The following is a 20,619-nucleotide window of genomic DNA, read 5'->3' as shown; positions in this document are numbered from 1 at the left end:
AATAGAGTAGGCGCATGAATTTTATTCATGCGCCTCTCACAGATCCGTACGTGCGGGTCTTCGCATACGGCTCCTCCGCGATTATCCCCGTTGGGGATGATGTTCATTGTAAATATCCACAAGAAATACGAGACCTATTTCTCTAAACCATTTATTGGAAAGTGCTGTATGCACTGGTGTGCATTTCGAACTTCTCCAAGCGTACATTCGTAAGCGTGGAAGTTCTCCTTCCCATTTTCTTCTACGTAATTCCCTATGTAGCTTTCTTATTTTCCGCCAACTCCTAAGTTGTACTGACCGCAATCTTCTTCTAATCCACTTATCAAATTCAGTAAACATTGTCTTTGTATGCCAGTGTCCAAAATAGTTTCCCCATCCACGTAGATAAGGGTTTAGTTTCTCTTTTACCAAAACTCTAATATTAATCGTTTGGTTTCGTTTTGTAATTTCCTTGATTTTAGTCTTAAACTTCTCTATTGACTTTTCTGAAGGCTTAACCCAGTAACCCTTCTTAAATTCATGTCCAAGAAAGACAAATGTTTCTTTCATATTATTTACAATCTTAGTCTTTTCCGGGTGAACTATAAGCCCAAGCTTTTCTTCAAGGAATCGAGTAACTGACTTGAGTACTCGCTCAGCACCCTTTTGTGATTTACAACAGATGACAAAGTCATCTGCATATCTTGTAATGCGATGCCCTCTCTCTGTCATAAGTTCATCCAACGGATGCAAATATACGTTCGCAAGTAGCGGACTGATGACACCACCCTGTGGAGATCCTTTTTCGTTTAAGTGGAAACTGCCACCCTCCATAACTCCTGCTTGGAGGAAACTCTCGAGTAATCCAATAACACTTCCATCCACTATTTCTTCTCTAACCAACGACATTAGTTTATCATGCGGAATTGTATCAAAGTATGATTTTAGGTCTGCATCAATTACATACACATAACCATCCATTAAATCCTTTCGGACTTTATCTAATGCCATATGTGCACTTCGATTCGGTCTAAAGCCAAAACTACAATCAAGAAATTTAGCTTCAAAGATTGGTTCTATTATTCTACGTACAGAAGCCTGTACTACTCGGTCTCTCACGGTTGGGATACCTAGAGGTCGTTTTGAACCATCAGCCTTCGGAATATATACACGTTTAACTGGTCTCGGCTTGTATGTCTTTTCTTGTAATTCACGTTGAAGGATTTGTACATTATCCTCCACTCCAAATTCAAAAGCCTTAACTGTTATTCCATCTACCCCTGCGGCTCCACGGTTCCTTTTAACCTCTTTAAAGGCTTCCTCCATGTTTGGCATTACCCATATTTTATCTATGAGACTATACCACTTTCTCTTTTGTGGGGTCTTTGCTCCCTCACGAAAACCTTGTTTGTCTTCTTTTCCGTTCATGTTCCGTTTCTTTCCTTTCATTCTGTTGATTGACTAGCCCAACTTCGGCAATATCAGCAGTTTCACAAGTACTACGCCCCATACGGTCTACCCTTCTGTTCGACCCCGAATCTACGGATTTGTCCTATCGGTTTCTGTATGGACATGACATATTCTAAGATAACTCGGTTTTTCTTCCACGGACAGACGGGCTTCGCATAAAGTCCCTACCTTTTAGGTTAGAGGGCTCCTCTCAGTAACAAAGTACTAAGTCACTTACCTTTGCGACTTTTCCAGTAAGCTTGATCACTACTATCCCCTGCTCTGACTTCTTACCACCCATAACTTCATCTTGTCCATCCCAGACTTGATTGAAGGTTACCACAATGTGGAGACGATGAGATCTCCTTGGGTCACGTCACCGGGCTTTCACCTGAATCCAGTCCTCATAACTAGCAGAGTCCTCTTGTGGAATAGGACACTCCCTTCTTTTGCAGGGTTATCCGACTCTACCAGCCAACACGGTTGAATTGTCGCCTGTTCCAGGTTTTGCCTTCAGGTCCTCCGCACACTTCCTCACGGACAATGCACTACCTGTCAGCTATACACTTCCGCCACTACGGTGTGTTTGGGACTTTCACCCATTAGTCCGATGCGCTGCCAAGCGCACAAAAGCAGAAAGCGTTACGCACGCTTTCTGCTTTACTTGTTAACAATTAAGCAACATCATATCCTTGTTCTTCAACAGCTTCTTTCAATTTATTTTCATCTACTTTTGACTCATCATAACCCACTTCTACTTTTCCTGTTTCTAAATTAACTTCCACTCTTTCTACACCTGCTAATTCCTCAAGTGCACCATTTACTGCTGATTTGCAATGTCCACATGTCATTCCTTTTACTTCTAATGTTATATTTTTCATTATTTTACCTCCTAGTATTGTAATTTTATATTTTTACTCGCTTTAATCGTAAAGCGTTCGTAACAACAGATACAGAACTAAAAGCCATCGCTGCTCCAGCAATCCAAGGTTGCAACAGACCTAATGCAGCAATTGGAATACCAGCGGAGTTGTAAGCTAATGCCCAGAATAAGTTTTGGCGAATATTCGTCATTGTTTTCCTACTTAACCCTATTGCCTTCGGTATATTAGAAAGGTCTCCACCAACTAAGGTTATGCCCGCAGTTTCAATCGCCACATCTGTACCAGTACCAATGGCAATTCCTATGTCAGCAGTTGCTAAGGCAGGCGCATCATTAATACCATCACCAACCATGGCGACCTTTTTTCCTTTTTGTTGAAGTTTTTTCACATGATTCGCCTTATCTTCTGGTAAGACTTCAGCAAAGACATGTTCAATACCTACTTGGTTAGCTATCGCTTTAGCTGTGCGCTCATTGTCACCAGTAATCATGTACACATCAATACCTAATTCTTCTAACTTAGCTATAGAAGCTTTTGCGTTTTGTTTCACGGTATCAGCTACTGCTACAATTCCAGCAAGTTGATGATCAATAGCGAACATCATGGCAGTTTTACCTTCTGACTCAAACTGCATCATTTGTTGTTCATATTGTTCAAATTCAATCTTGTTTTCTTTCATTAATTTTCTAGTACCAACCAAAACCTTTTTGTCATCAGTTATCGCTTCAATACCATGCCCGGGTATAGCCTCGAACGCAGATACTTGAAGATCTTTTACCCCTTGTTGTTTTCCATAGTCAACAATTGCATCTGCCAACGGGTGCTCTGAAGAACGTTCTGCCGCAATTAGATAAGGAAGTGATTCTTCTAATATATAGTGTATGTCTGTCACTTCCGGAGCACCTTTCGTTACAGTCCCCGTTTTATCTAAGATAATTGCATTTACTTTATGCGCCATCTCTAGATGTTCTCCACCCTTGAAAAGGACACCTGTCTCTGCACCTTTCCCTGTACCCACCATTATCGATGTTGGTGTTGCTAACCCAAGTGCACATGGACAAGCAATAACTAATACAGCAATGGAAGCTTCTAGTGCTGCCGGCCAGTTTTGCGGATCTACTACAAAGAACCATATTAAAAATGTCAATAATGCAATGACCAGAACAATTGGGACAAAAATACCTGAAATTACATCAGCCATACGTTGTATAGGAGCTTTTGATCCTTGTGCATCCTCTACAACCTTAATAATAGAAGCAAGTGCTGTATCCTTTCCTACTTTTGTTGCCTCCATTTGTAGTCTTCCATTTTTATTAATGGTGGATCCTATGACATTATCGCCTGCATTCTTCTCGATTGGAATTGATTCACCAGTTATCATTGATTCATCTATGGAAGATTTACCTGATACAATGATACCATCCACGGGTATCTTTTCACCTGGTTTAACAACTAACTGATCTCCAACTGCCACTTGTTCAAGAGGCACATTAACCTCTTCACCATCTCGAATTACCGTAGCATCCTTTGCCTGTAAACTTAACAATTTAGAGATAGCAGCTGTTGTTCTCCCTTTTGCCATAGACTCAAAAAGCTTACCAACGAGAATTAAAGTGATTAATACCGCACTTGTTTCATAATACAAGTGAGGTACATATGTTGGAATTATTGTTGCCCGAATACCTTCCACTAAACTATAAAAATAAGCAGCCGATGTTCCCCCTGCAACAAGTACATCCATATTTGCAGTTTTGTTTTTTAGATTTTTGTACGCTCCTACATAAAATTGCCACCCAACATAAAATTGAACAGGTGTTGCGAATAAGAATTGAACCCATGGATCCATTAAAAGCATTGGCATTGGAATTCCTAAATCCCATGGTAAATGCCCCACCATGGCGTACAACAGTGGCAATGATAAAATCGTCGAAATAATTAGTTTTACTTTCTGACGTTGAATTTCAGTCTCTTTATGATTCTTTTGCTCTTCGCGATTTTGGCTTAGCTTTGCCTCGTACCCTAGCTTGGCTACTTTTTCTTGGATCTGTTCCACACGAACAAGTCCTGGTTGATATGCAACCATACCCTTTTCAGTGGTTAAGTTAACGGAGGCTTCCACGCCTTCCATTTTATTTAGAACCTTTTCAATTCTTGTCGAGCAAGCCGCACACGTCATACCATATATATCAAATTCCACTTGCTCCCTATGCACACCGTACCCTAGTTTCTCAATTCTTTCCGATAAGTCACGGGCAGTTACTTTGTCTTCTTGATATTCGATCGCTGCCTTTTCCATAGCTAAGTTCACATTCGCATTTACCCCATCCATTTTGTTTAAGGATTTTTCAATCCTTGTGGAACAAGCAGCACAGGTCATACCAGTAATGCCAAAGTTTATATGCTTCGTTGACATATTACTAACCTCCCTACTACTTCGAAAATTGTTGCATCACTTTCATTAATTCTTCTATCGATTCTTCACCATTACCTGTTTTAATTGCATGTGAAACACAGTGGTGCATGTGTCTTTCAAGTAACTGCATGCCTGTATTTTTCAAAGCTGCATTTATTGCACTTATTTGAACTAAAATATCAATGCAGTAACGTTCTTCTTCAACCATTTTTTGAATTCCTCTTACTTGACCTTCTATTCTTTTTAAACGATTTAATACATTTTTCTGTTCTGACTCCGATCTTGGCTTGACTGGTTGTTTGTCATGGTTGTGTGTCAATTCATTTGTCATATTGTGATCACACCCTTCTTATATATATACCCTACCACGGTATGGTTTGTTTATTCAAGTTTTTAATTCTAAATTCTGTTATATCCTAAATCGCATACCAAATGTTACACGTTTTGCTTGAGCACTGTAGTGATAAATCCCACATTTGCACTAAAAAAACTACCCCTCGTGATAACGCGGGATAGTCTTAACACATTCGAAAGATCATACCTCTATAATTATAGGTAAAACCATTGGCTTTTTCTTCGTTTTATTAAAGATATATTGCCCTACCGATTTTCTCACATTTCGTTTAATGTCAGCCCATTGATTCTTATTCTCTTTCTGCAAGTCTTGGGTAGTTTTGATGATTACTCGATTTATATCACTAATTAACTCTTCTGCGTTCCGAACATAAACAAATCCACGTGAAATCGTATCTGGCTCTGATATCAGTTTTTTATCGTTTTTACTCATGGTAAGCACCACGACTAACATGCCATCTTCTGACAATTGCTTTCTGTCTCGTAGTACAATGTCTCCCACATCGCCAATCCCAATTCCATCGACGTACGTGTTACCAGTTGGAATTTTTCTTGTTTGCCGTGCTGTTAATTCATTTATATCTACTACATCACCATTTTCCATAAGAAACGTATTCTCTTGGTCTATACCTACAGATTCTGCAAGCAATCGGTGCATATGAAGCATTCTATATTCACCGTGAATAGGAATGAAATACTTCGGCATCATTAAAGTAAGCATCAACTTTAAATCTTCTTGGTATCCATGACCTGACACATGCATACCTGTTGAAACACCAGAGCCATAGATAACATTCGCTCGTAGTGCAAATAAGTTATCGATAATCTTGGTAACATTTCGTTCATTTCCTGGTATTGGACCAGCAGCCATTATTACTGTATCATCAGGATGAATTTCGACTCCCCTAAAGTTACCCGTGGAAAGACGAGAAAGTGCCGCGAGCGGTTCCCCTTGACTACCTGTACAAAGTATTGTTACTTTTTCCGGATCAAAATCATGTATTTGATCTTGATCAATTAACATCCCTTCAGGTACATCTAAATACCCTCGTTCCATTGCAACCTGTACAACATTCACCATGCTCCTGCCTAGTAACGCCAGCTTACGGTTTGTTTTGATTGTAGCAGCTACCACTTGTTGCACTCGATTGATATTGGAAGCAAAAGTAGAAACAATGACTTTACGCCTTGCTTTTCTAAATGCTTCATCTAAATGGTCTCCTACCATTTGTTCGGATGGTGTTAGACCTGGACGTTCCGCATTGGTACTTTCAGAAAGTAATAGTAATACGCCGTCTTTCCCTATCTCTGCCATTCTGTGAATATCAGATCGTTCATCATTTGCTGGCGTTAAATCAAATTTAAAGTCCCCGGTATGTACCACTTTACCTTCAGGAGTATGAAACACAATCCCCAAACAATCAGGAATACTATGGTTTACTTTAAAAAATTCTACACTTATCTCATCAAAGTTAACTTTAGAGCTAGAATCAATTTCCACTAACTCTGTTTCACGTAAGATTCTATGTTCCTTTAGTTTTAATTCAATTAACCCTAAAGTAAAACGTGTTCCATAGACAGGTACATTTAACTTTTTAAGGAAAAGGCTCTGTTAATGTTTGTTGTTGTTATTTGCTTTACGGGAACTAACGTTCTATAATAGCCTTAATTATAATCAAGTTGGTGATAAACGTGAGAGCAACGGATATTCTAAAAGCCATTCAAAAACTAAGCCCCGCAGAAAAACATCGTTTACGTGAGTATTTAATTGATGCTCTTACTGCATCTTCCTCGACAGGAACTGTTCTGCAAGAAATAACTGAACGTAAAAATAAAAGTGGTTATCATTGCCCTGATTGCGAATCGGAACATATCGTTCGGTACGGAACATACTCAACAATTGTTGAAGGCGAAGAAGTAGAAAAACAACGTTATCGCTGTAAAGCGTGTAAAAAGACATTTACTGACCTTACAAATACCGCTTTGTATCGAACCCGTCGTCTCAATAAATGGTTTAAATTCATTGAATGTATGATAGAAGGATATTCTCTGCGTAAATCTGCCGAATTAGTTGAAGGTGTTTCTCACGTCACATTATTTTACTGGAGACACAAGCTCTTAGCTTCATTAAAGCAAATGGAAATATCAAATTTCGAAGGTATCGTTGAAATGGACGAGACCTATTTCCTGTACTCAGAAAAGGGACAAAGAAAGATTAAAGACAGAAAACCCCGCAAACGTGGCGGTTCCGCTAAGAAACGTGGAATAAGCAACGAACAAGTATGTGTCTTAGTCGCAAGAGACCGTGAAAAGATGACTTTTTCGCAGACTTTGGGAATGGGTCGATTAACAAAAGAACAATTAGATAAAGCTATCGGACATAAACTTTCAAGCGAAAATGTATTATGCACCGATTCTTGGCGTGCCTTTAAAACATATGCTACGGAAAAAGGCATGGATATTTATCAATTCAAGTCGGATGGCAAGGTTCGCACAAAGGGTCTTTATCACATCCAGAACGTCAACAATTACCATCGCAGACTTAAAGGATGGATACAACGTTTTAATGGGGTTGCAACTAAATATCTGAACAATTATCTAACATGGTTTCAAGTGTTAGAATCGATTCAACATCAAAGGAATTCTGTTACCATGAAAGACTTGATGATTAAAGGGAATTTGATACAAAATATGGAAACCTATGATACAATTAGGTTTTCAAGTTTTACGACATAGACAGTATTTCTTGTACAACGAACGGGCAGTTATGCGGATGATTCAATTACTTTGAAAGGAGAGATGGAAATGCGAATATTGTTAATTCTGTTATTTGTCATATTTCTACCATTCCTATCGGCTTGTAATGAAAGTGCAAATATGGAAGAGAACATAATAGGTAACCCTATTAAACCTTATCTCCGTTCAGATGCAGTTGAACATGCAAATGAAAACGGAGATGTGATATTAAGTGCTGGTAGAATAACTAATTATCAACGGCTTCATTCTTTCTTAGAACATGTAGAAGAAGGTCAACCAGATTCTATACGTATTTTAATATATGGAGCAGATGGACTTCCTGCCTTCTATAACCTTGTATTTAATGAAAAGATTTCTTACACATACGACCAAACTCAATATATGGGTGATGAACCAAATAGTATTATGACAACCACTTGTGAGGAGATTGTTGAAACTGAAATACGAGACAAGGAAGCATATGTGTTATCTGGTTGTGAATCAGACGAAGTAGCAAATACATTTCTTGTACGTGTTGAGTTAATCATGGGGATAGAAGGAAATATAGTTAAAAAAAGTGACAGTTCGTTGTTTATTCAAGATGATAAAAAAGAGGTTGAGGTTAAATATACGGAAGAAACAGAGTTCAACAGTGAAAGTAAAGATGAAATTAAAGAATTAAAAATTGGAGATGAAGTAAGAACCTGGTATAGTAGCCAGACATTCGATACTACTCCATCCAAAGCAATAGCTTCTCGCATTTCTACTTTTGTAAAGTGACTTTAATTTACTGCCAGTTAACTGTTAAACAACACACTTAAAGTAACATTGCGTTAATTGAAGAAGCAATTTAGTAATAAAATGGAACTTCCATAAATTAGGAAGTTCCATTTTTCTACCTATTATCAACATTAAACTTTAACATAGCCAAGGAAAAAAGGAATGCCTCCAATATGATCTTCATGTCCATGTGTTACAATAAGCGCTCTTACTTTCTCTTTCTTTTCCATTAAGTATGAAATATCTGGGATGATCAAGTCGATTCCTAACAAACTTTCATCGGGAAACTTGTTTCCGCAATCAATTACAATAATATCGTCCTTCGTCTCTATTGCATACATATTCTTCCCTATTTCATTTAGGCCGCCTAAGGCGAAAATGGATAGTCCATTTTGTTCAATACTCATATCTTACCCTCCCACCTTCATATTGACGATAGTATGCCCTTTTATTGATTCACTTATTAAGATAGGAAGGATAACTTCGATAAAAGCACACCATAAATTCCACACGAGTATTAAAAGAACGAACTATTATCCGGATGATTATGAGCGATAATATCTAGTCGTACTTAATTACATAAAAAAAATATGAGATTTCGAACTACTCTTTGAACAAATTTTAAGAGCTATTATATTTATTATTTAATCATTTTCTTGTCATTCCTTGCACTACTTTTGAATATTCTAGTTGTGGTTCTACATAACAAAGGGAAGGTGAATATATGAGAAGGCTAAATCAATGTTTTTCCTGTTATGAGCATATGCTTTTTCTACTCGGTGAAATGGATACGAAACCTAAAACGCAATATTTTGATAAATACATCAATAGTCATACTAAAAGAATATGTTGTCAGTCCTGTGGGAAAAACGTAGAATATGAACGCAATACTAACGGGGATTGGTACCAACCGAAATCTACGCCAACCTCCACACTCGTTCTCTAAGCGCATTATAAAATGCCCTCCTAAAAGAGGGCATTTTACATACGATAACTAGTTCTTTTTGTAAAAGTATTCTTCTAACCATTCATTAAATAACAAATAGTCTTGCTCTACACGCTCTTTATAGAACTTCGACCACCCAATCATTTCGTTAAAGAATCCATCTACATTATTACCGATCGCTTTTATTATTTCTGTTTCACTATGATATTCAAGTAATCCGTGTTCAATGTCTTCATCTGCTCGTGCATGAATCTTCGCCGTTATTTTCCCCATCGACTTCACTGTTTGCTTCACTGATTTATATTCTACTAGTTGTTTTGGTTTCAAATCTTTTTCATAGGCTGACCGTTCTCTTACATAGTAATCCCTGTTTTGCATCGTAAGATATCCTAAGTAAGGGTCTGCTTTGTGATGCATTGCTTTTTGTGTTGCTATAACTCGTTTACCTTGATGATTATTCACTTCCCAAAATGCATCGCTATATGGAAAGAAATACGCAGGTACAGGCGCTCGTGCTTCTTTCACCTCTAGTATAATGTCATCATGGTGTGCGTTATTATGTTGACCCTCTATTAGTATATAAAACCGCTTCAAGCCTGTTGATCCAATACCCGCACCACTCTTTTTCACAATATCTTTTATTTGATAATGCTCTTTTCCTTTAAACGTCTCTTCAGATAAACTTGCGATATATTGTTCCCAGTTTCTAATAATCTCTTTATACTCATTATTAGAGATAGAATCTAACTTTATATTCTCACGATCAAACTTTCTGTTCCCATGTTCATCCAAGCTCGTTTGCTTATCGAGTTCATGCGTTGCTTTTCTTAGTTCCAACTTTTTTAGTGTCTTTCTGACCGGACCCTTTGTATGATCAACAGTAAATTGTGTTGTTACAGGGTTAAAGTCACCTGATACGAATTTACGTAATTGCTTATAATAGCTCTTTAAAAACTTTTCTACAAATTGGTCTTGCTCTTCTTCATGAAATCCTTGTTGTTCCCCTAAGAGACGAATACTAACAACCATCCGTAAAACATCAAACAAATAAGAACCTACATATCCTTCATCAAAATCATCTACATCAAACACAATATCTTCGTCTTCATTTTGGAATGCGCTAAAGTTATCAAAATGGAGATCTCCCATGACCCACGTCGGTTTATCTATAGGTGTATGATAAGAAAAAGGCATAGTCGTGACATCGTAGTAGAATAGATAGGCACTTCCTCTGAAGAAACTATACGGATTTTGTTTCATCTTGTCATATTTGACACGACGATCTTTCTTACTAAGCTTCATTAATTGATCATCAAATTGCTCCAATATAGTATGAAGGGTTTGTTTTCTTAAATACTTTTTTGTGGTTTGAATCCTTTCTTTTACTTGTTGAACCATAGTAACCTTCCTCCAAAATCATGATTTTTAAAATGGTGTGATTTACTAATTCTATCTTTTTACCTTAATCCCTTTTATCTCGTACAAATAATCCAATAATATGAATGAAATCGACATCATATGATTCACAAAAAAATAAACTGATTATTGGTCAAATAGACCAATAATCAGTTTTTAACAATAAGGCAAGTCGACTAAACAAGTGGCAAAACGACTTGCCACCAAATAAATACTGCGAGAGCAGCTGATATAAAGATAGCTATTTTCACTACTATTTTCTTGATTAACTTAGGTACAAGAGGTAAAAAGAAAAGTACAAACTTTACAAGAATAGAAATAAAAAATGTAGAAACAAAAAGAAAAATCACGAGATAAATAAGTGCAGTATCCATACTATTTACTTGGTCTTCTAATAATGATTGTAATTGATTCACATGCATTCTCCTTTCGATTTAATATACGGATGGCTATTATACCGTAACACAATATATAACTTAGAAGAATTATACTTAAGTATATTTAGAGAAAGAATCACCTATACCTACTTCTATGATATTTACTAGAAAAATAGAAGAAAAGAAAATGCAAATAAGCATACATCCTTTGACTTAGATGTACGCTCTTTAAATGATAATTCATTCCTTATCTGTGTTTAAAGATTGTTGGAATTTCTCCATGTCTGGATCCTTTTTTACTGCATTCACATGAAATGAGTTATTCGCATTTTTATTTTCCGTTCTGATCCCAATTTCTTTTCCGACACCGTCTGAAATGATACCTTCTTTTTCACCATCAAATTGTGAGTCAAGTGTACGATAATCCCGGTCGTTAGCCAATGATAGAAAGTCTACCTGCCTCTTACAGTGCGTTGGAAAGTGAGCCAGAAATATTGCAATATGTACTTTATCAGATCTTGCAACCACTTATTACAGACGGTTCTATAACAATGTACTTTCAGGAACTGAAAGAGCTATGTATCAACTATATGTACGATAAAACCGATGAAGGACATATGATGGATCTGGATCAAGAATTATATATGAAAGATCAAGCGTTTCTTTTAGCTTCGCTAGTTACGCATTTTGATGCGTATCAAAAGAAAATTGTACTTTCTAATTTATTTTTAGGAATAAGATTTTTCAAATGAAATATGGATAGCTAAAACACTAACGAAAAAATCCCCCCTTTTTTGAAACAGCTAATTTGCTTCCACATGAACACTTTGATAACCAGGTACATCTACTAAATCATCCGATGCCTTTATTGCTTCTAGAATTGCTTGTTCCATTACTTTAGCGGCTAACATTCCAACCGTACTAATATCAGCATCCACATCTCCTACAGCCATGGAGAAAATTGTATCACCATCCACCATCGTATGCGCTGGTCGCATCGTTCTTGCAATCCCATCATGTGCCATCGATGCAATTTTGTTCGCTTGTGCTTTCGTTAACTTCGCATTTGTCATGATTGTACCAATCGTTGTATTACCGGAAAAACGATTGGTTGCGTTATTCTTCTGAAGTTGATTTGCCATTTGTTTTTCAGTATTTAAAAAGGTCTTCGTAACGCGATCGTATGCACCTGCAATAATTTGATTTGTACCTGGATCAATAATATCACCAAAGCTATTAACAGCAACAATCGCACCTACTTTCAATTCACCTATTTGAAGTGCATATGTACCTATACCAGATTTCATAGCATAATCAGGCCCTAGACATTTCCCAACCGTCGCACCAGTACCTGCACCTATACTGCCATGTTGACTTGAATGATGTACTGTATTTAAACAAGCTTGATACCCCATATATTTATCAGGACGTACTTTTGCGTCTCCTATAGCCAAATCAAATAAAACAGCTCCAGTTACAATTGGAACTTTAGCTACTTGAACATCAAACCCAACATTTATTTCTTCTAGATACTTCATAACCCCAGCAGCTACATCTAGACCATATGCACTCCCACCAGTCAAAAACACACCATGTACATGATCGACTAGATTTTCCGGCTTTAACACATCTGTTTCTCTTGTTCCTGGTGCGCCACCTCGAACATCAACGCCCGTCGTCGCCCCCTTTTCACATAAAATCACTGTACAACCAGTGACTGAATTGTAATTTTGGTCATGACCTATTTTGAAATCATCCAACTCATGAATATTAAATTTCCTCACTTCTAATTCCTCCTTTTCTTATCACAATTTGTTTTAATGTAATCGTATAAGGTAAAACATATAAAAACAACTAAAATGGAGTGGTATTATGATTCGAGCTCACATGATTGTCCACGGAAGAGTACAAGGCGTTGGCTTTCGAGCATCATCAAAGCAGCTCGCTGAGGTGAATGGAGTAAATGGTTCGGTACGAAATTTGGAAGATGGAACAGTTGAAATAGATGTCGAAGGGGAGAATAAGGACGTTTATCAATTTATTGAACAAATAAAGGAAGGACCAAGCCCTTTTATTAAGGTCAACCATGTAGATATCGAGGTGTACCAGGATTTAAAAGGTTATAATTATTTTAAGATTAGCCATTAAGCAAAGAGACTGACTTGTCCAATCGGAAAAGTCAGTCTCTATATAGGTTAATCCATGTAATCTATGGTTAGTTTCTTATTTTTCTTCAAAGAAACGACGATTTAAAGCAATATACTCATGTTCATTATCTGGAACTTCATCTTCCATGAAAATTGCTTCTACCGGACAAACTGCTTCACATGCACCACAATCGATACATATATCAGGATCGATATAGAACATATCTTTTCCCTCTTCTATACAATCTACAGGACAAACTTCTACACATTCGCCTGCTTTTTCTACTTTACAAGGTGATGTAATAACAAAAGCCAAGTAAAACTCCTCCTTTATCAAACTTGCTATTCTCTATATTAGCATAAAAAATGTTCATCAGGTAACATTATAGCCTATTTCTTCCATGATAGAAAAGGTTTTTTATATATGTTATTAGTATATGTCGAAATTGATTTATTACCTGTAGAAAAGAAATCCCTTTTTTCCCAGTGATCGATAATTATTTACACGATTAACTTTCTGGGCAATTCATTCATATACTATCCTGTGTAAGATGAGGAGGAATGGTATGCAGATAACAGTCCGACAAGGTGATTCTTTATGGTATTATAGTCAATTATTTCAGGTATCCCAACGACTGCTCTTAGATTCCAATCGCCAAATTAACCCAAATCAATTATCGGTTGGGCAAACAGTTCTAATCCCCGGTTTTGTAACAAATGACTATACGATCAAAAGTGGAGATACCATCTGGTCCATTGCTCAAAGAAGAAATATTAATGCAGATGCCATTTTACTGCTAAATCAATCCATTGATCCTAATCAACTTCAAATAGGTCAAACTATTCAAGTTCCGCTTCGTGTAACATGGCGATTAGTAAATGATGTTGATCAATACGACTTCCAAAAGTTTCAACAAGATCTGAGAGAATTAGCCAATGTATATCCTTTTATTATACAAGAGATTATAGGGAAATCAGTAATGGGGAAAAATTTATATGAAGTGAGAGTTGGGAACGGCAGCAAACGAGTACATGTCAATGGTTCTTTTCATGCAAATGAATGGATAACTACACCTATTCTTATGACTTTTTTAAATGATTACCTGCTCGGTCTAACAAATAATGGATCCATGTCTAACATCGACCTTTCATCGCTGTATCAAATTACGATGTTATCCCTTGTTCCAATGGTTAATCCAGATGGTGTCAATCTAGTTGTAAATGGCCCACCAAACCAGGAACCTTATCGAAGTGATGTCATTGAAATGAATAATGGAAGTACTGATTTTTCTAATTGGAAAGCAAACATTCGTGGGGTAGATTTAAACAATCAGTTTCCAGCAGGATGGGAAATTGAAAAGGAAAGAAAAGCACAACAACCTGGTCCTAGAGACTATGCAGGCCCATCTCCATTATCTGAACCAGAAGCACAGGCAATGGCAGAACTGACAGAGTATAGAGACTTCTCAAGAGTTAATGCATTTCACACTCAAGGGCAAGTTATTTATTGGGGCTTCGAGGACCAAGAACCACCAGAAGCAGAAGTGATCGTAAACGAATATGCGAATGTAAGTGGATATCAGCCCATTCAAACAGTAGATAGCTTTGCTGGATACAAGGATTGGTTTATTCAAGATTGGAATCGTCCCGGCTTCACAACTGAATTAGGAAGAGGGACTAATCCATTACCAATAAGCCAGTTCAATCAAATATATCGAGCAGCCAAAGGGATTTTGCTTGCAAGTCTCTATATGTAACAATGTAGGCGTGGCTACACGTCTACACGGTACATAAAGTTATGCCCATATACGTTCCACAGAATATTCCTGTTCTTTTCCTTGTACTAGAAATATATCTGGATTTGTTAGTTCCTTCCAATGATTAAAACCGATATCTCCTTGAAAACGATGTAATAGTAGTGCTAACAGATTTCCATGTGTTACAATTACAACATTTTCAGAAGCCTTGTCATTAAGCACTTCCTCTATTACCTTATACGCTCGGTCCAAGGCATCGTTAGAAGACTCTCCTCCTGGAAGACAAAAATCAAAATTAGTAAAGGATTCTTCCAATACATCCATCCAATCGTCAATTGGTTCTTGACTTAGCAATCTTTCTTGTAAACGATAATCGATTTCAATAGGTATGTTATGCGTTAGAGCATATGGTCTAATACTTTCAATTGCTCTTAAATAAGGACTAGATATAATTCGATCAATCAAATTGTTATTATTTTCTAGAAATGTAGATAATAATTGAGACTGTTCTATCCCATCTTTTGTTAATGGCGAGTCTTTATGTTGACCTTCTGCATTACAATGACGAACCATAAATAGTCTCTTGACCAAATCAATCATCTCCTAAAAAGATATTACTTCCATTATTAGTCATAATCATCCTTAAGACAAGTATAAATATTGATTATTTACCAAAATTTTCACACTTTATTAGTTTTCCTTTATATGTGCTTATTATTCATCCATAATAAGTAATTTGCACATTTAAATAAAGTTCAGTGTGATTTAAACTTAATTTTATGAAAAGTTAGGATTATTTTTACAATTACCATTTTGGGGTGGACTTATGAGATACTCCTTATTAAAATTCCGGATATTTATTTTCTTATTGGGGTAAGTTTTGGGTAACCTTTTTAGATATGAAATGTTCCTTTAACTTCATCCTGCTGGCTATTTTTATTGGAATGTTTTTATATTTTGGATGAAATATCGTATTCATTTGGAGCAAGTTGGTAGTGAAGGATTTGATATGATACCGCAAATTATGTTTATGGATATTTGATTGGGTGAAATATACACTAATTGGACTTCCATCATTATATATAGTTGTTATGTCAATTTCATGACCTAGTACTGGTTGATATAAAAAACTTGATGTTGACTGCCCCCCATAATCAAAAATAAAAAGGATGCTTGCTATGATTCCAACTCAATCAACGTTTAGTCTAAAAGGAATTGGTATGTTATTACGTCTAATTGCCGTAGTATTCTCCAGTGTAGCAACGATTCTATCTACACTCCTGCCATTGATTTTTTATTATCAAATTTCGTGGTTATCCTTTTTGGAAACCACCTCTGTGCTTTTGGTAGGTGCTATTTTGATTCATGGTGTATTAACACATGTGTTAAATGATATAGCGGACCATCAATCGGGAACAGATCAATATAGTCCAGGCATACTTTCTGGTGGAAGTAGAGTGATCCAAACGAATACAATGACGGTAACGAGGTTAAAGCAGCTTGGCACATTGATGAGTGCTTTCTTACTTTTATTAGCATTTCTTTTTACTGTATTCGGTTATCTAGAATTCGCCATTTTAACCTTAGTTGGTATATGGGGTGCAGTGTCGTATTCTTTGAGGCCATTTCAATTTGCTTACATTCCTTTTATAGGAGAATGGTTCTGCTTATTTCCTACCATGCTAGCGTTAGCCATTGCCTTGCCATGGATAATGCTAGCACCTATACCCGTTTGGGCATGGCAAAATTCGCTCATTAATGCCGTTTGGTGCATGGCATGGGTTATGTTTCATCATATTCCTGACAGACATGCAGACCAAAAAGCAAAACCAATGAAACGAACGTCTGTCGTATGGGCAGTAGAACGTATGGGAGCAAAGGGAACCAAATTTCCTGTTTTACTTTACTTCATGATTGTAGGATTGCTATCCATCTGGATTGCTTGGACACGTCCGGTTGCTGCATTAGGTGTTAGTATTATCTTAATTTATGCAATCCGGATTGTCTTAAGAGTAAATGTAGAGAATGTAGAGGAATTAACAGCAGTTGAGAAGCGGCTGCTTTACCTCGCTCTTGCTATCGCAATATGGTTAGGTATTTTTGTATAATAAAGTGAGACTTCCACGGTGGGTGGTCAAAAGGAAAAGGCTGAAGAAGCTATTCTATTAGAACAACATCAATTAATTGATGTTTAAAAGATGCTCTATATAAACGATCCCCATAAAAAAGAGCCAAACTGATAATGGAATTACCAAACTTTTGATTGCTTGTACTGCCTTATAATCTTTATTGTTCTTTTGCAGAACCCTATCAATAATAAAAAACAATATAGCAGCACCTAAACTATAAAATAGTAAGACAAGACCAAAAGTAACGTGTAAAATGCCTGACATAATTATTTCAGATTTATCTTTTTCTATTTTTATTGAAACAAATCGACCAACTTTATCGCTAATAATAGAGGTTAACACTCCGTAAATTAAAATAGCTGGAAAGCTGTACATCAAATAAACAGGCGTTGCTATTACAAAATCAAATAAATAATTTGATATTGAAGAAATAGTTTCACCAAAAGGATTAGGTGCAATTAGTCCCAACAAAATTGCAAATAAAGAACCAGAGAGAGATGCCGAAATAATTTTTCTAGATATAATTTTGTCCACCTCCAGATTGCTAATTAGTCTTGGTTATTTTCTTTTGCTTTTTCTTTTGCAACTTTTTCTAATATAGTTAACAAGAACATCACCAAGACAACATAAAACATTACATAAGTCGGTAAATTAACCTCTTCTATAAAAAAATTATAAAGAATAACACTAAGAACTAAAATAGCAATAGTGATATTCACCTTCCTAAATAGTTTCAAGTTATCAACCTCCTTGTTGTTAACTAGTTGAATAATACTGCCACTCTAGCACAATAGGAGCTTCCTTATCGATAACTCCTTATTCAATATTTGCATCCGTTAGTAAAAAACTCACTTTAAAAAGGACTTGTCAAAATACTCCATTACTAGTATTACTAGCCCCAAAATCGACAACAACAATCCTACAACAAATGGGAAACCTAGGAATAAACTTTGAACAGTATCATTCCCATATTGCTTTCCCCCAAATATTGCATACCACAACTGTGAACCAGACCAACTAGTCATACTGGGAATATATGTTGCTGCCACCACAATTATAGTTAATGTAGTAAATAATCCTCCAAACATTATAAAACCGCCAATTACTGTCCTTTTCATTCTTTCTCCCCCAATATATAAATTTTTCTTGTTCAACATTCCCGTTAGTTGAACAAGCTCGTTCTGTCTCTTTCTATATATTTCAACATAAAATCCTAGAAAACCTTTTCAAATATAACAACTCATTTATATCCTCATGTATCACATTTAAAGTAACATAGCTATTAACACCTTAATTTCACGTTGTACATAAATCTCTGTTCCCTTGTTTAAAGGGTTGCTATATACAGAGTCAAAGGCGTTACGTAATACATGTTGTTATATCAATAAAAATAGGAATACAAAACGCTATGCGAATTGTACTCCTATTTTTATATAATGATTTCTCTTCTAGAAATGAACCCGTTAATCATAGGCACGTTTCTTTTCTATTTATTATACTTCTTTAAAATATTCTTTTTTAAATCCCGCGATACGATTGGAATTGTCTATAATAAAATAGAATTCCTCCGTCTCATTTTTCACATCATATGTTTTTCCTGGTGTTAACATGGTATCGACAACAAACTTCTTTGCATTCGCATGAACACATTCTATTTGTTTGATTGTTATATTATTTTCCCAATCTTTATGAATCATTTCATACCCCTACCTATCCTATTTTTTTCATGTATTGTATTATACCATTTTTCAGGTTTCATTACCGTATTTATTAACTAAACTTTGTTCTCATGATTCATGCTTTCTCGTTTTTCTATCTTTTGCAACAAATACTTTAGCGCAAATGGCAAAAGCAATACAATGGTCAATAAACGGAGCGTTTGTAATGACCCAACAATAGATGGATCTGCTCCAACGCTTTCTGCCGTTAATGCCATTTCAACCAGGCCTCCCGGAACTAGACTTAATATGGCTGTTGCTAAATCTAAGCTTGTAATTTTGCTGAAAAGGTAGCCAAAACCAAAGGATATAGCAATCAAAGTAATCGACACTATAAGATAGTACACACAATATTTTCCTGCCTTCGAAATATCATCAATGGAGATGGAACATCCTAATTGGACGCCAATAGCAAGTTGAGCAAAAATATATAGATACTCCGAAAAATGATACAAAGGGAAATGATTAATTTGAAACATGGCCATTAGGATCATTGGAATTACCACGAGCCCCGCGGGTACTTTATTTTGTAAGGTCCATGCTAATATAGAAATGGCAATTATGATAATTAAAGTCCAAATAGGGCCTTGCTCAACCTCAGTGCTTTGAAATGCTTCCTGACTGCTTAAATCATTACCAACTAATAACTGTGTAGCAAGCAAGGGAACAATAAGTAGTACTGCTAGTAATCGAATCGTATGAAAAATCGTAACGATGGCTGCGTTTGCTTTTAAAGACTCACTTAAAGCTATAATCACTGATAAACCACCCGGAACTGCACCTAACATACTGGTTTTCATATCGATAGGAAGCCACCTTGAAAGCAAGAATCCATTCCCTATACTTATTAAAATTATACCGATCGTCAAAATACTAAACGGTAGCAAATAGGGAATTACATGATCGATCGTTGTTGCAGTAAAAGTACCACCAATTTGAAATCCAATGATCACAAATCCTATATTTCGTAATCTTATGGAATATTCTCCTTGAAATGAACAAAATATTTTGGACAGAAGAATAAACAGTAACGGACCCAATATCCAAGGGATCGGAAGGTTCAACAAATAAGAGATTACTCCCCCTATTGATCCAATTAAGTATGTAATGAAAATTCCACTATTAAAAAAAAGCATATGTATCCTTCTCTCTGGCGTTTCGACAATGCTGACCGCATGAATCACTATTAAATGCTGACTTCTCCACGGGGCAAACCCACGTGGGTTCTACATACTGTTTCTCTCTATTCGTACATGTAGCAGCTATGTTTAGAGTACAAAAACTACACTTTGGATATAGGAACTGGCAGTAGGGGTAGCACCCAACGCACAAGCGGTCCACTGACCACATTAGCATTCGTTTTCTCTCCTTACGGAGAAGGAAGCAAAGTCAAACTCCCCTTTTTACTATTAAGCTGTTTTTTTCGTTATTTTCATTCTATTAATTTTAATACCACTGTTCATGACAACCTTATGGTTGTCTTTTATTCCATTTATACACTTTTCATGTAGTGTTAAGAATTCATTAAAAAACT

General features: G+C 36.4%; 21 protein-coding genes and 2 pseudogenes. 6 read left to right on the top strand and 17 right to left on the bottom strand.

Annotated elements, in window-relative coordinates; translation table 11 throughout:
- Positions 1 to 81 precede the first annotated feature (81 nt).
- The 5 genes and pseudogenes from ltrA to NYQ66_RS09985 form a co-directional block, all read right to left on the bottom strand.
- On the bottom strand, positions 82 to 1,407 hold the full coding sequence (gene ltrA / locus NYQ66_RS10005) for a group II intron reverse transcriptase/maturase (protein ID WP_259867358.1): 1,326 nt from the start codon (positions 1,405 to 1,407) through the stop codon (positions 82 to 84).
- Between the two features lie 695 nt (positions 1,408 to 2,102).
- Positions 2,103 to 2,309, bottom strand: coding sequence for a copper chaperone CopZ (gene copZ, locus NYQ66_RS10000; protein WP_259869224.1), 207 nt, complete (start codon positions 2,307 to 2,309; stop codon positions 2,103 to 2,105).
- 25 nt (positions 2,310 to 2,334) lie between these two features.
- Positions 2,335 to 4,725 carry a heavy metal translocating P-type ATPase gene (locus NYQ66_RS09995; protein WP_259869223.1) on the bottom strand — a complete coding sequence of 797 codons (2,391 nt, stop codon included), beginning with the start codon at positions 4,723 to 4,725 and terminating at the stop codon, positions 2,335 to 2,337.
- A gap of 16 nt (positions 4,726 to 4,741) precedes the next feature.
- Positions 4,742 to 5,056 carry a metal-sensing transcriptional repressor gene (locus tag NYQ66_RS09990; RefSeq protein ID WP_259869222.1) on the bottom strand — a complete coding sequence of 105 codons (315 nt, stop codon included), beginning with the start codon at positions 5,054 to 5,056 and terminating at the stop codon, positions 4,742 to 4,744.
- Between the two features lie 204 nt (positions 5,057 to 5,260).
- Positions 5,261 to 6,682 (bottom strand): annotated as a pseudogene (locus NYQ66_RS09985) (ribonuclease J); the annotation flags it as partial.
- 89 nt (positions 6,683 to 6,771) lie between these two features.
- On the opposite strand from NYQ66_RS09985, the gene NYQ66_RS09980 reads away from it, so the two are divergent.
- A complete protein-coding gene (locus tag NYQ66_RS09980; RefSeq protein ID WP_259869221.1) occupies positions 6,772 to 7,815 on the top strand; it encodes an IS1595 family transposase in 1,044 nt (347 codons plus the stop codon).
- Positions 7,816 to 7,884: 69 nt separating this feature from the next.
- Positions 7,885 to 8,595 carry a DUF4362 domain-containing protein gene (locus NYQ66_RS09975; protein ID WP_259869220.1) on the top strand — a complete coding sequence of 237 codons (711 nt, stop codon included), beginning with the start codon at positions 7,885 to 7,887 and terminating at the stop codon, positions 8,593 to 8,595.
- A gap of 134 nt (positions 8,596 to 8,729) precedes the next feature.
- On the opposite strand, the pseudogene NYQ66_RS09970 reads toward NYQ66_RS09975, so the two are convergent.
- From NYQ66_RS09970 to NYQ66_RS09955, 4 genes and pseudogenes are all read right to left on the bottom strand, one after another.
- Positions 8,730 to 9,002 (bottom strand): annotated as a pseudogene (locus tag NYQ66_RS09970) (MBL fold metallo-hydrolase); the annotation flags it as partial.
- Between the two features lie 587 nt (positions 9,003 to 9,589).
- Positions 9,590 to 10,939, bottom strand: a complete 1,350-nt coding sequence (locus NYQ66_RS09965) for a DUF2252 domain-containing protein (protein WP_259869219.1) — start codon at positions 10,937 to 10,939, stop codon at positions 9,590 to 9,592.
- Between the two features lie 194 nt (positions 10,940 to 11,133).
- Complete coding sequence (locus NYQ66_RS09960) at positions 11,134 to 11,373, bottom strand: hypothetical protein (protein WP_259869218.1); 240 nt, start codon at positions 11,371 to 11,373, stop codon at positions 11,134 to 11,136.
- 201 nt (positions 11,374 to 11,574) lie between these two features.
- Entirely contained in the window at positions 11,575 to 11,775 is a 201-nt protein-coding gene (locus tag NYQ66_RS09955) for a hypothetical protein (RefSeq protein WP_259869217.1), read from the bottom strand.
- Between NYQ66_RS09955 and NYQ66_RS09950 the strand changes: the two genes are divergently transcribed.
- Positions 11,775 to 12,086 (top strand): hypothetical protein, encoded by a 312-nt coding sequence (locus NYQ66_RS09950; RefSeq protein ID WP_259869215.1) that lies wholly within the window; start codon positions 11,775 to 11,777, stop codon positions 12,084 to 12,086. The genes NYQ66_RS09955 and NYQ66_RS09950 overlap by 1 nt on opposite strands.
- 51 nt (positions 12,087 to 12,137) lie before the next feature.
- Here the strand turns inward: NYQ66_RS09950 and NYQ66_RS09945 are convergent, their stop codons facing one another.
- On the bottom strand, positions 12,138 to 13,118 hold the full coding sequence (locus NYQ66_RS09945) for a P1 family peptidase (protein WP_259869213.1): 981 nt from the start codon (positions 13,116 to 13,118) through the stop codon (positions 12,138 to 12,140).
- An 88-nt stretch (positions 13,119 to 13,206) separates the two neighbouring features.
- Here NYQ66_RS09945 and NYQ66_RS09940 point away from each other — a divergent pair, with 88 nt between their 5' ends.
- Positions 13,207 to 13,482, top strand: a complete 276-nt coding sequence (locus tag NYQ66_RS09940) for an acylphosphatase (protein ID WP_259869212.1) — start codon at positions 13,207 to 13,209, stop codon at positions 13,480 to 13,482.
- A 75-nt stretch (positions 13,483 to 13,557) separates the two neighbouring features.
- Here NYQ66_RS09940 and NYQ66_RS09935 read toward each other — a convergent pair whose 3' ends face one another.
- On the bottom strand, positions 13,558 to 13,797 hold the full coding sequence (locus NYQ66_RS09935) for an indolepyruvate ferredoxin oxidoreductase subunit alpha (protein ID WP_259869211.1): 240 nt from the start codon (positions 13,795 to 13,797) through the stop codon (positions 13,558 to 13,560).
- A gap of 250 nt (positions 13,798 to 14,047) precedes the next feature.
- Between NYQ66_RS09935 and NYQ66_RS09930 the strand changes: the two genes are divergently transcribed.
- Positions 14,048 to 15,238 carry a M14 family metallopeptidase gene (locus NYQ66_RS09930; RefSeq protein ID WP_259869210.1) on the top strand — a complete coding sequence of 397 codons (1,191 nt, stop codon included), beginning with the start codon at positions 14,048 to 14,050 and terminating at the stop codon, positions 15,236 to 15,238.
- Positions 15,239 to 15,277: 39 nt separating this feature from the next.
- Here the strand turns inward: NYQ66_RS09930 and NYQ66_RS09925 are convergent, their stop codons facing one another.
- Positions 15,278 to 15,829, bottom strand: a complete 552-nt coding sequence (locus tag NYQ66_RS09925) for a histidine phosphatase family protein (RefSeq protein ID WP_407652068.1) — start codon at positions 15,827 to 15,829, stop codon at positions 15,278 to 15,280.
- A 587-nt stretch (positions 15,830 to 16,416) separates the two neighbouring features.
- On the opposite strand from NYQ66_RS09925, the gene NYQ66_RS09920 reads away from it, so the two are divergent.
- Positions 16,417 to 17,346 (top strand): prenyltransferase, encoded by a 930-nt coding sequence (locus NYQ66_RS09920; protein WP_259869209.1) that lies wholly within the window; start codon positions 16,417 to 16,419, stop codon positions 17,344 to 17,346.
- A gap of 72 nt (positions 17,347 to 17,418) precedes the next feature.
- On the opposite strand, the gene NYQ66_RS09915 is transcribed toward NYQ66_RS09920, so the two are convergent.
- The 5 genes from NYQ66_RS09915 to NYQ66_RS09895 form a co-directional block, all read right to left on the bottom strand.
- Complete coding sequence (locus NYQ66_RS09915; protein ID WP_259869208.1) at positions 17,419 to 17,901, bottom strand: hypothetical protein; 483 nt, start codon at positions 17,899 to 17,901, stop codon at positions 17,419 to 17,421.
- A 14-nt stretch (positions 17,902 to 17,915) separates the two neighbouring features.
- Positions 17,916 to 18,104: a hypothetical protein gene (locus tag NYQ66_RS09910; protein WP_259869207.1), complete on the bottom strand. Its 189-nt coding sequence runs from the start codon at positions 18,102 to 18,104 to the stop codon at positions 17,916 to 17,918.
- A 111-nt stretch (positions 18,105 to 18,215) separates the two neighbouring features.
- Positions 18,216 to 18,485 carry a hypothetical protein gene (locus tag NYQ66_RS09905; protein WP_259869205.1) on the bottom strand — a complete coding sequence of 90 codons (270 nt, stop codon included), beginning with the start codon at positions 18,483 to 18,485 and terminating at the stop codon, positions 18,216 to 18,218.
- 375 nt (positions 18,486 to 18,860) lie between these two features.
- Positions 18,861 to 19,064 (bottom strand): DUF6501 family protein, encoded by a 204-nt coding sequence (locus NYQ66_RS09900; RefSeq protein ID WP_259869203.1) that lies wholly within the window; start codon positions 19,062 to 19,064, stop codon positions 18,861 to 18,863.
- A gap of 77 nt (positions 19,065 to 19,141) precedes the next feature.
- The gene (locus NYQ66_RS09895) at positions 19,142 to 20,221 is read right to left on the bottom strand and encodes an AbrB family transcriptional regulator (protein ID WP_259869202.1); all 1,080 of its coding nucleotides are present in this window, start codon (positions 20,219 to 20,221) and stop codon (positions 19,142 to 19,144) included.
- Positions 20,222 to 20,619: the final 398 nt, after the last annotated feature.

This window comes from Aquibacillus koreensis (assembly GCF_025154055.1).
Classification (GTDB): Bacteria; Bacillota; Bacilli; order Bacillales; family Amphibacillaceae; genus Aquibacillus_C; species Aquibacillus_C koreensis.
This window is presented reverse-complemented; position numbering and strand designations above follow the sequence as displayed.

Bases quoted from the DNA above. Each gene is read 5' to 3' on its own strand.
- copZ (WP_259869224.1), bottom strand. From the start codon at position 2,309: ATGAAAAATATAACATTAGAAGTAAAAGGAATGACATGTGGACATTGC.
- NYQ66_RS09995 (WP_259869223.1), bottom strand. From the start codon at position 4,725: ATGTCAACGAAGCATATAAACTTTGGCATTACTGGTATGACCTGTGCT.
- NYQ66_RS09905 (WP_259869205.1), bottom strand. From the start codon at position 18,485: ATGAAAAGGACAGTAATTGGCGGTTTTATAATGTTTGGAGGATTATTT.
- NYQ66_RS09975 (WP_259869220.1), top strand. From the start codon at position 7,885: ATGCGAATATTGTTAATTCTGTTATTTGTCATATTTCTACCATTCCTA.
- NYQ66_RS09940 (WP_259869212.1), top strand. From the start codon at position 13,207: ATGATTCGAGCTCACATGATTGTCCACGGAAGAGTACAAGGCGTTGGC.
- NYQ66_RS09990 (WP_259869222.1), bottom strand. From the start codon at position 5,056: ATGACAAATGAATTGACACACAACCATGACAAACAACCAGTCAAGCCA.
- NYQ66_RS09900 (WP_259869203.1), bottom strand. From the start codon at position 19,064: ATGATTCATAAAGATTGGGAAAATAATATAACAATCAAACAAATAGAA.
- NYQ66_RS09895 (WP_259869202.1), bottom strand. From the start codon at position 20,221: ATGCTTTTTTTTAATAGTGGAATTTTCATTACATACTTAATTGGATCA.
- NYQ66_RS09965 (WP_259869219.1), bottom strand. From the start codon at position 10,939: ATGGTTCAACAAGTAAAAGAAAGGATTCAAACCACAAAAAAGTATTTA.
- ltrA (WP_259867358.1), bottom strand. From the start codon at position 1,407: ATGAACGGAAAAGAAGACAAACAAGGTTTTCGTGAGGGAGCAAAGACC.
- NYQ66_RS09950 (WP_259869215.1), top strand. From the start codon at position 11,775: ATGATAGAAAGTCTACCTGCCTCTTACAGTGCGTTGGAAAGTGAGCCA.
- NYQ66_RS09930 (WP_259869210.1), top strand. From the start codon at position 14,048: ATGCAGATAACAGTCCGACAAGGTGATTCTTTATGGTATTATAGTCAA.
- NYQ66_RS09920 (WP_259869209.1), top strand. From the start codon at position 16,417: ATGATTCCAACTCAATCAACGTTTAGTCTAAAAGGAATTGGTATGTTA.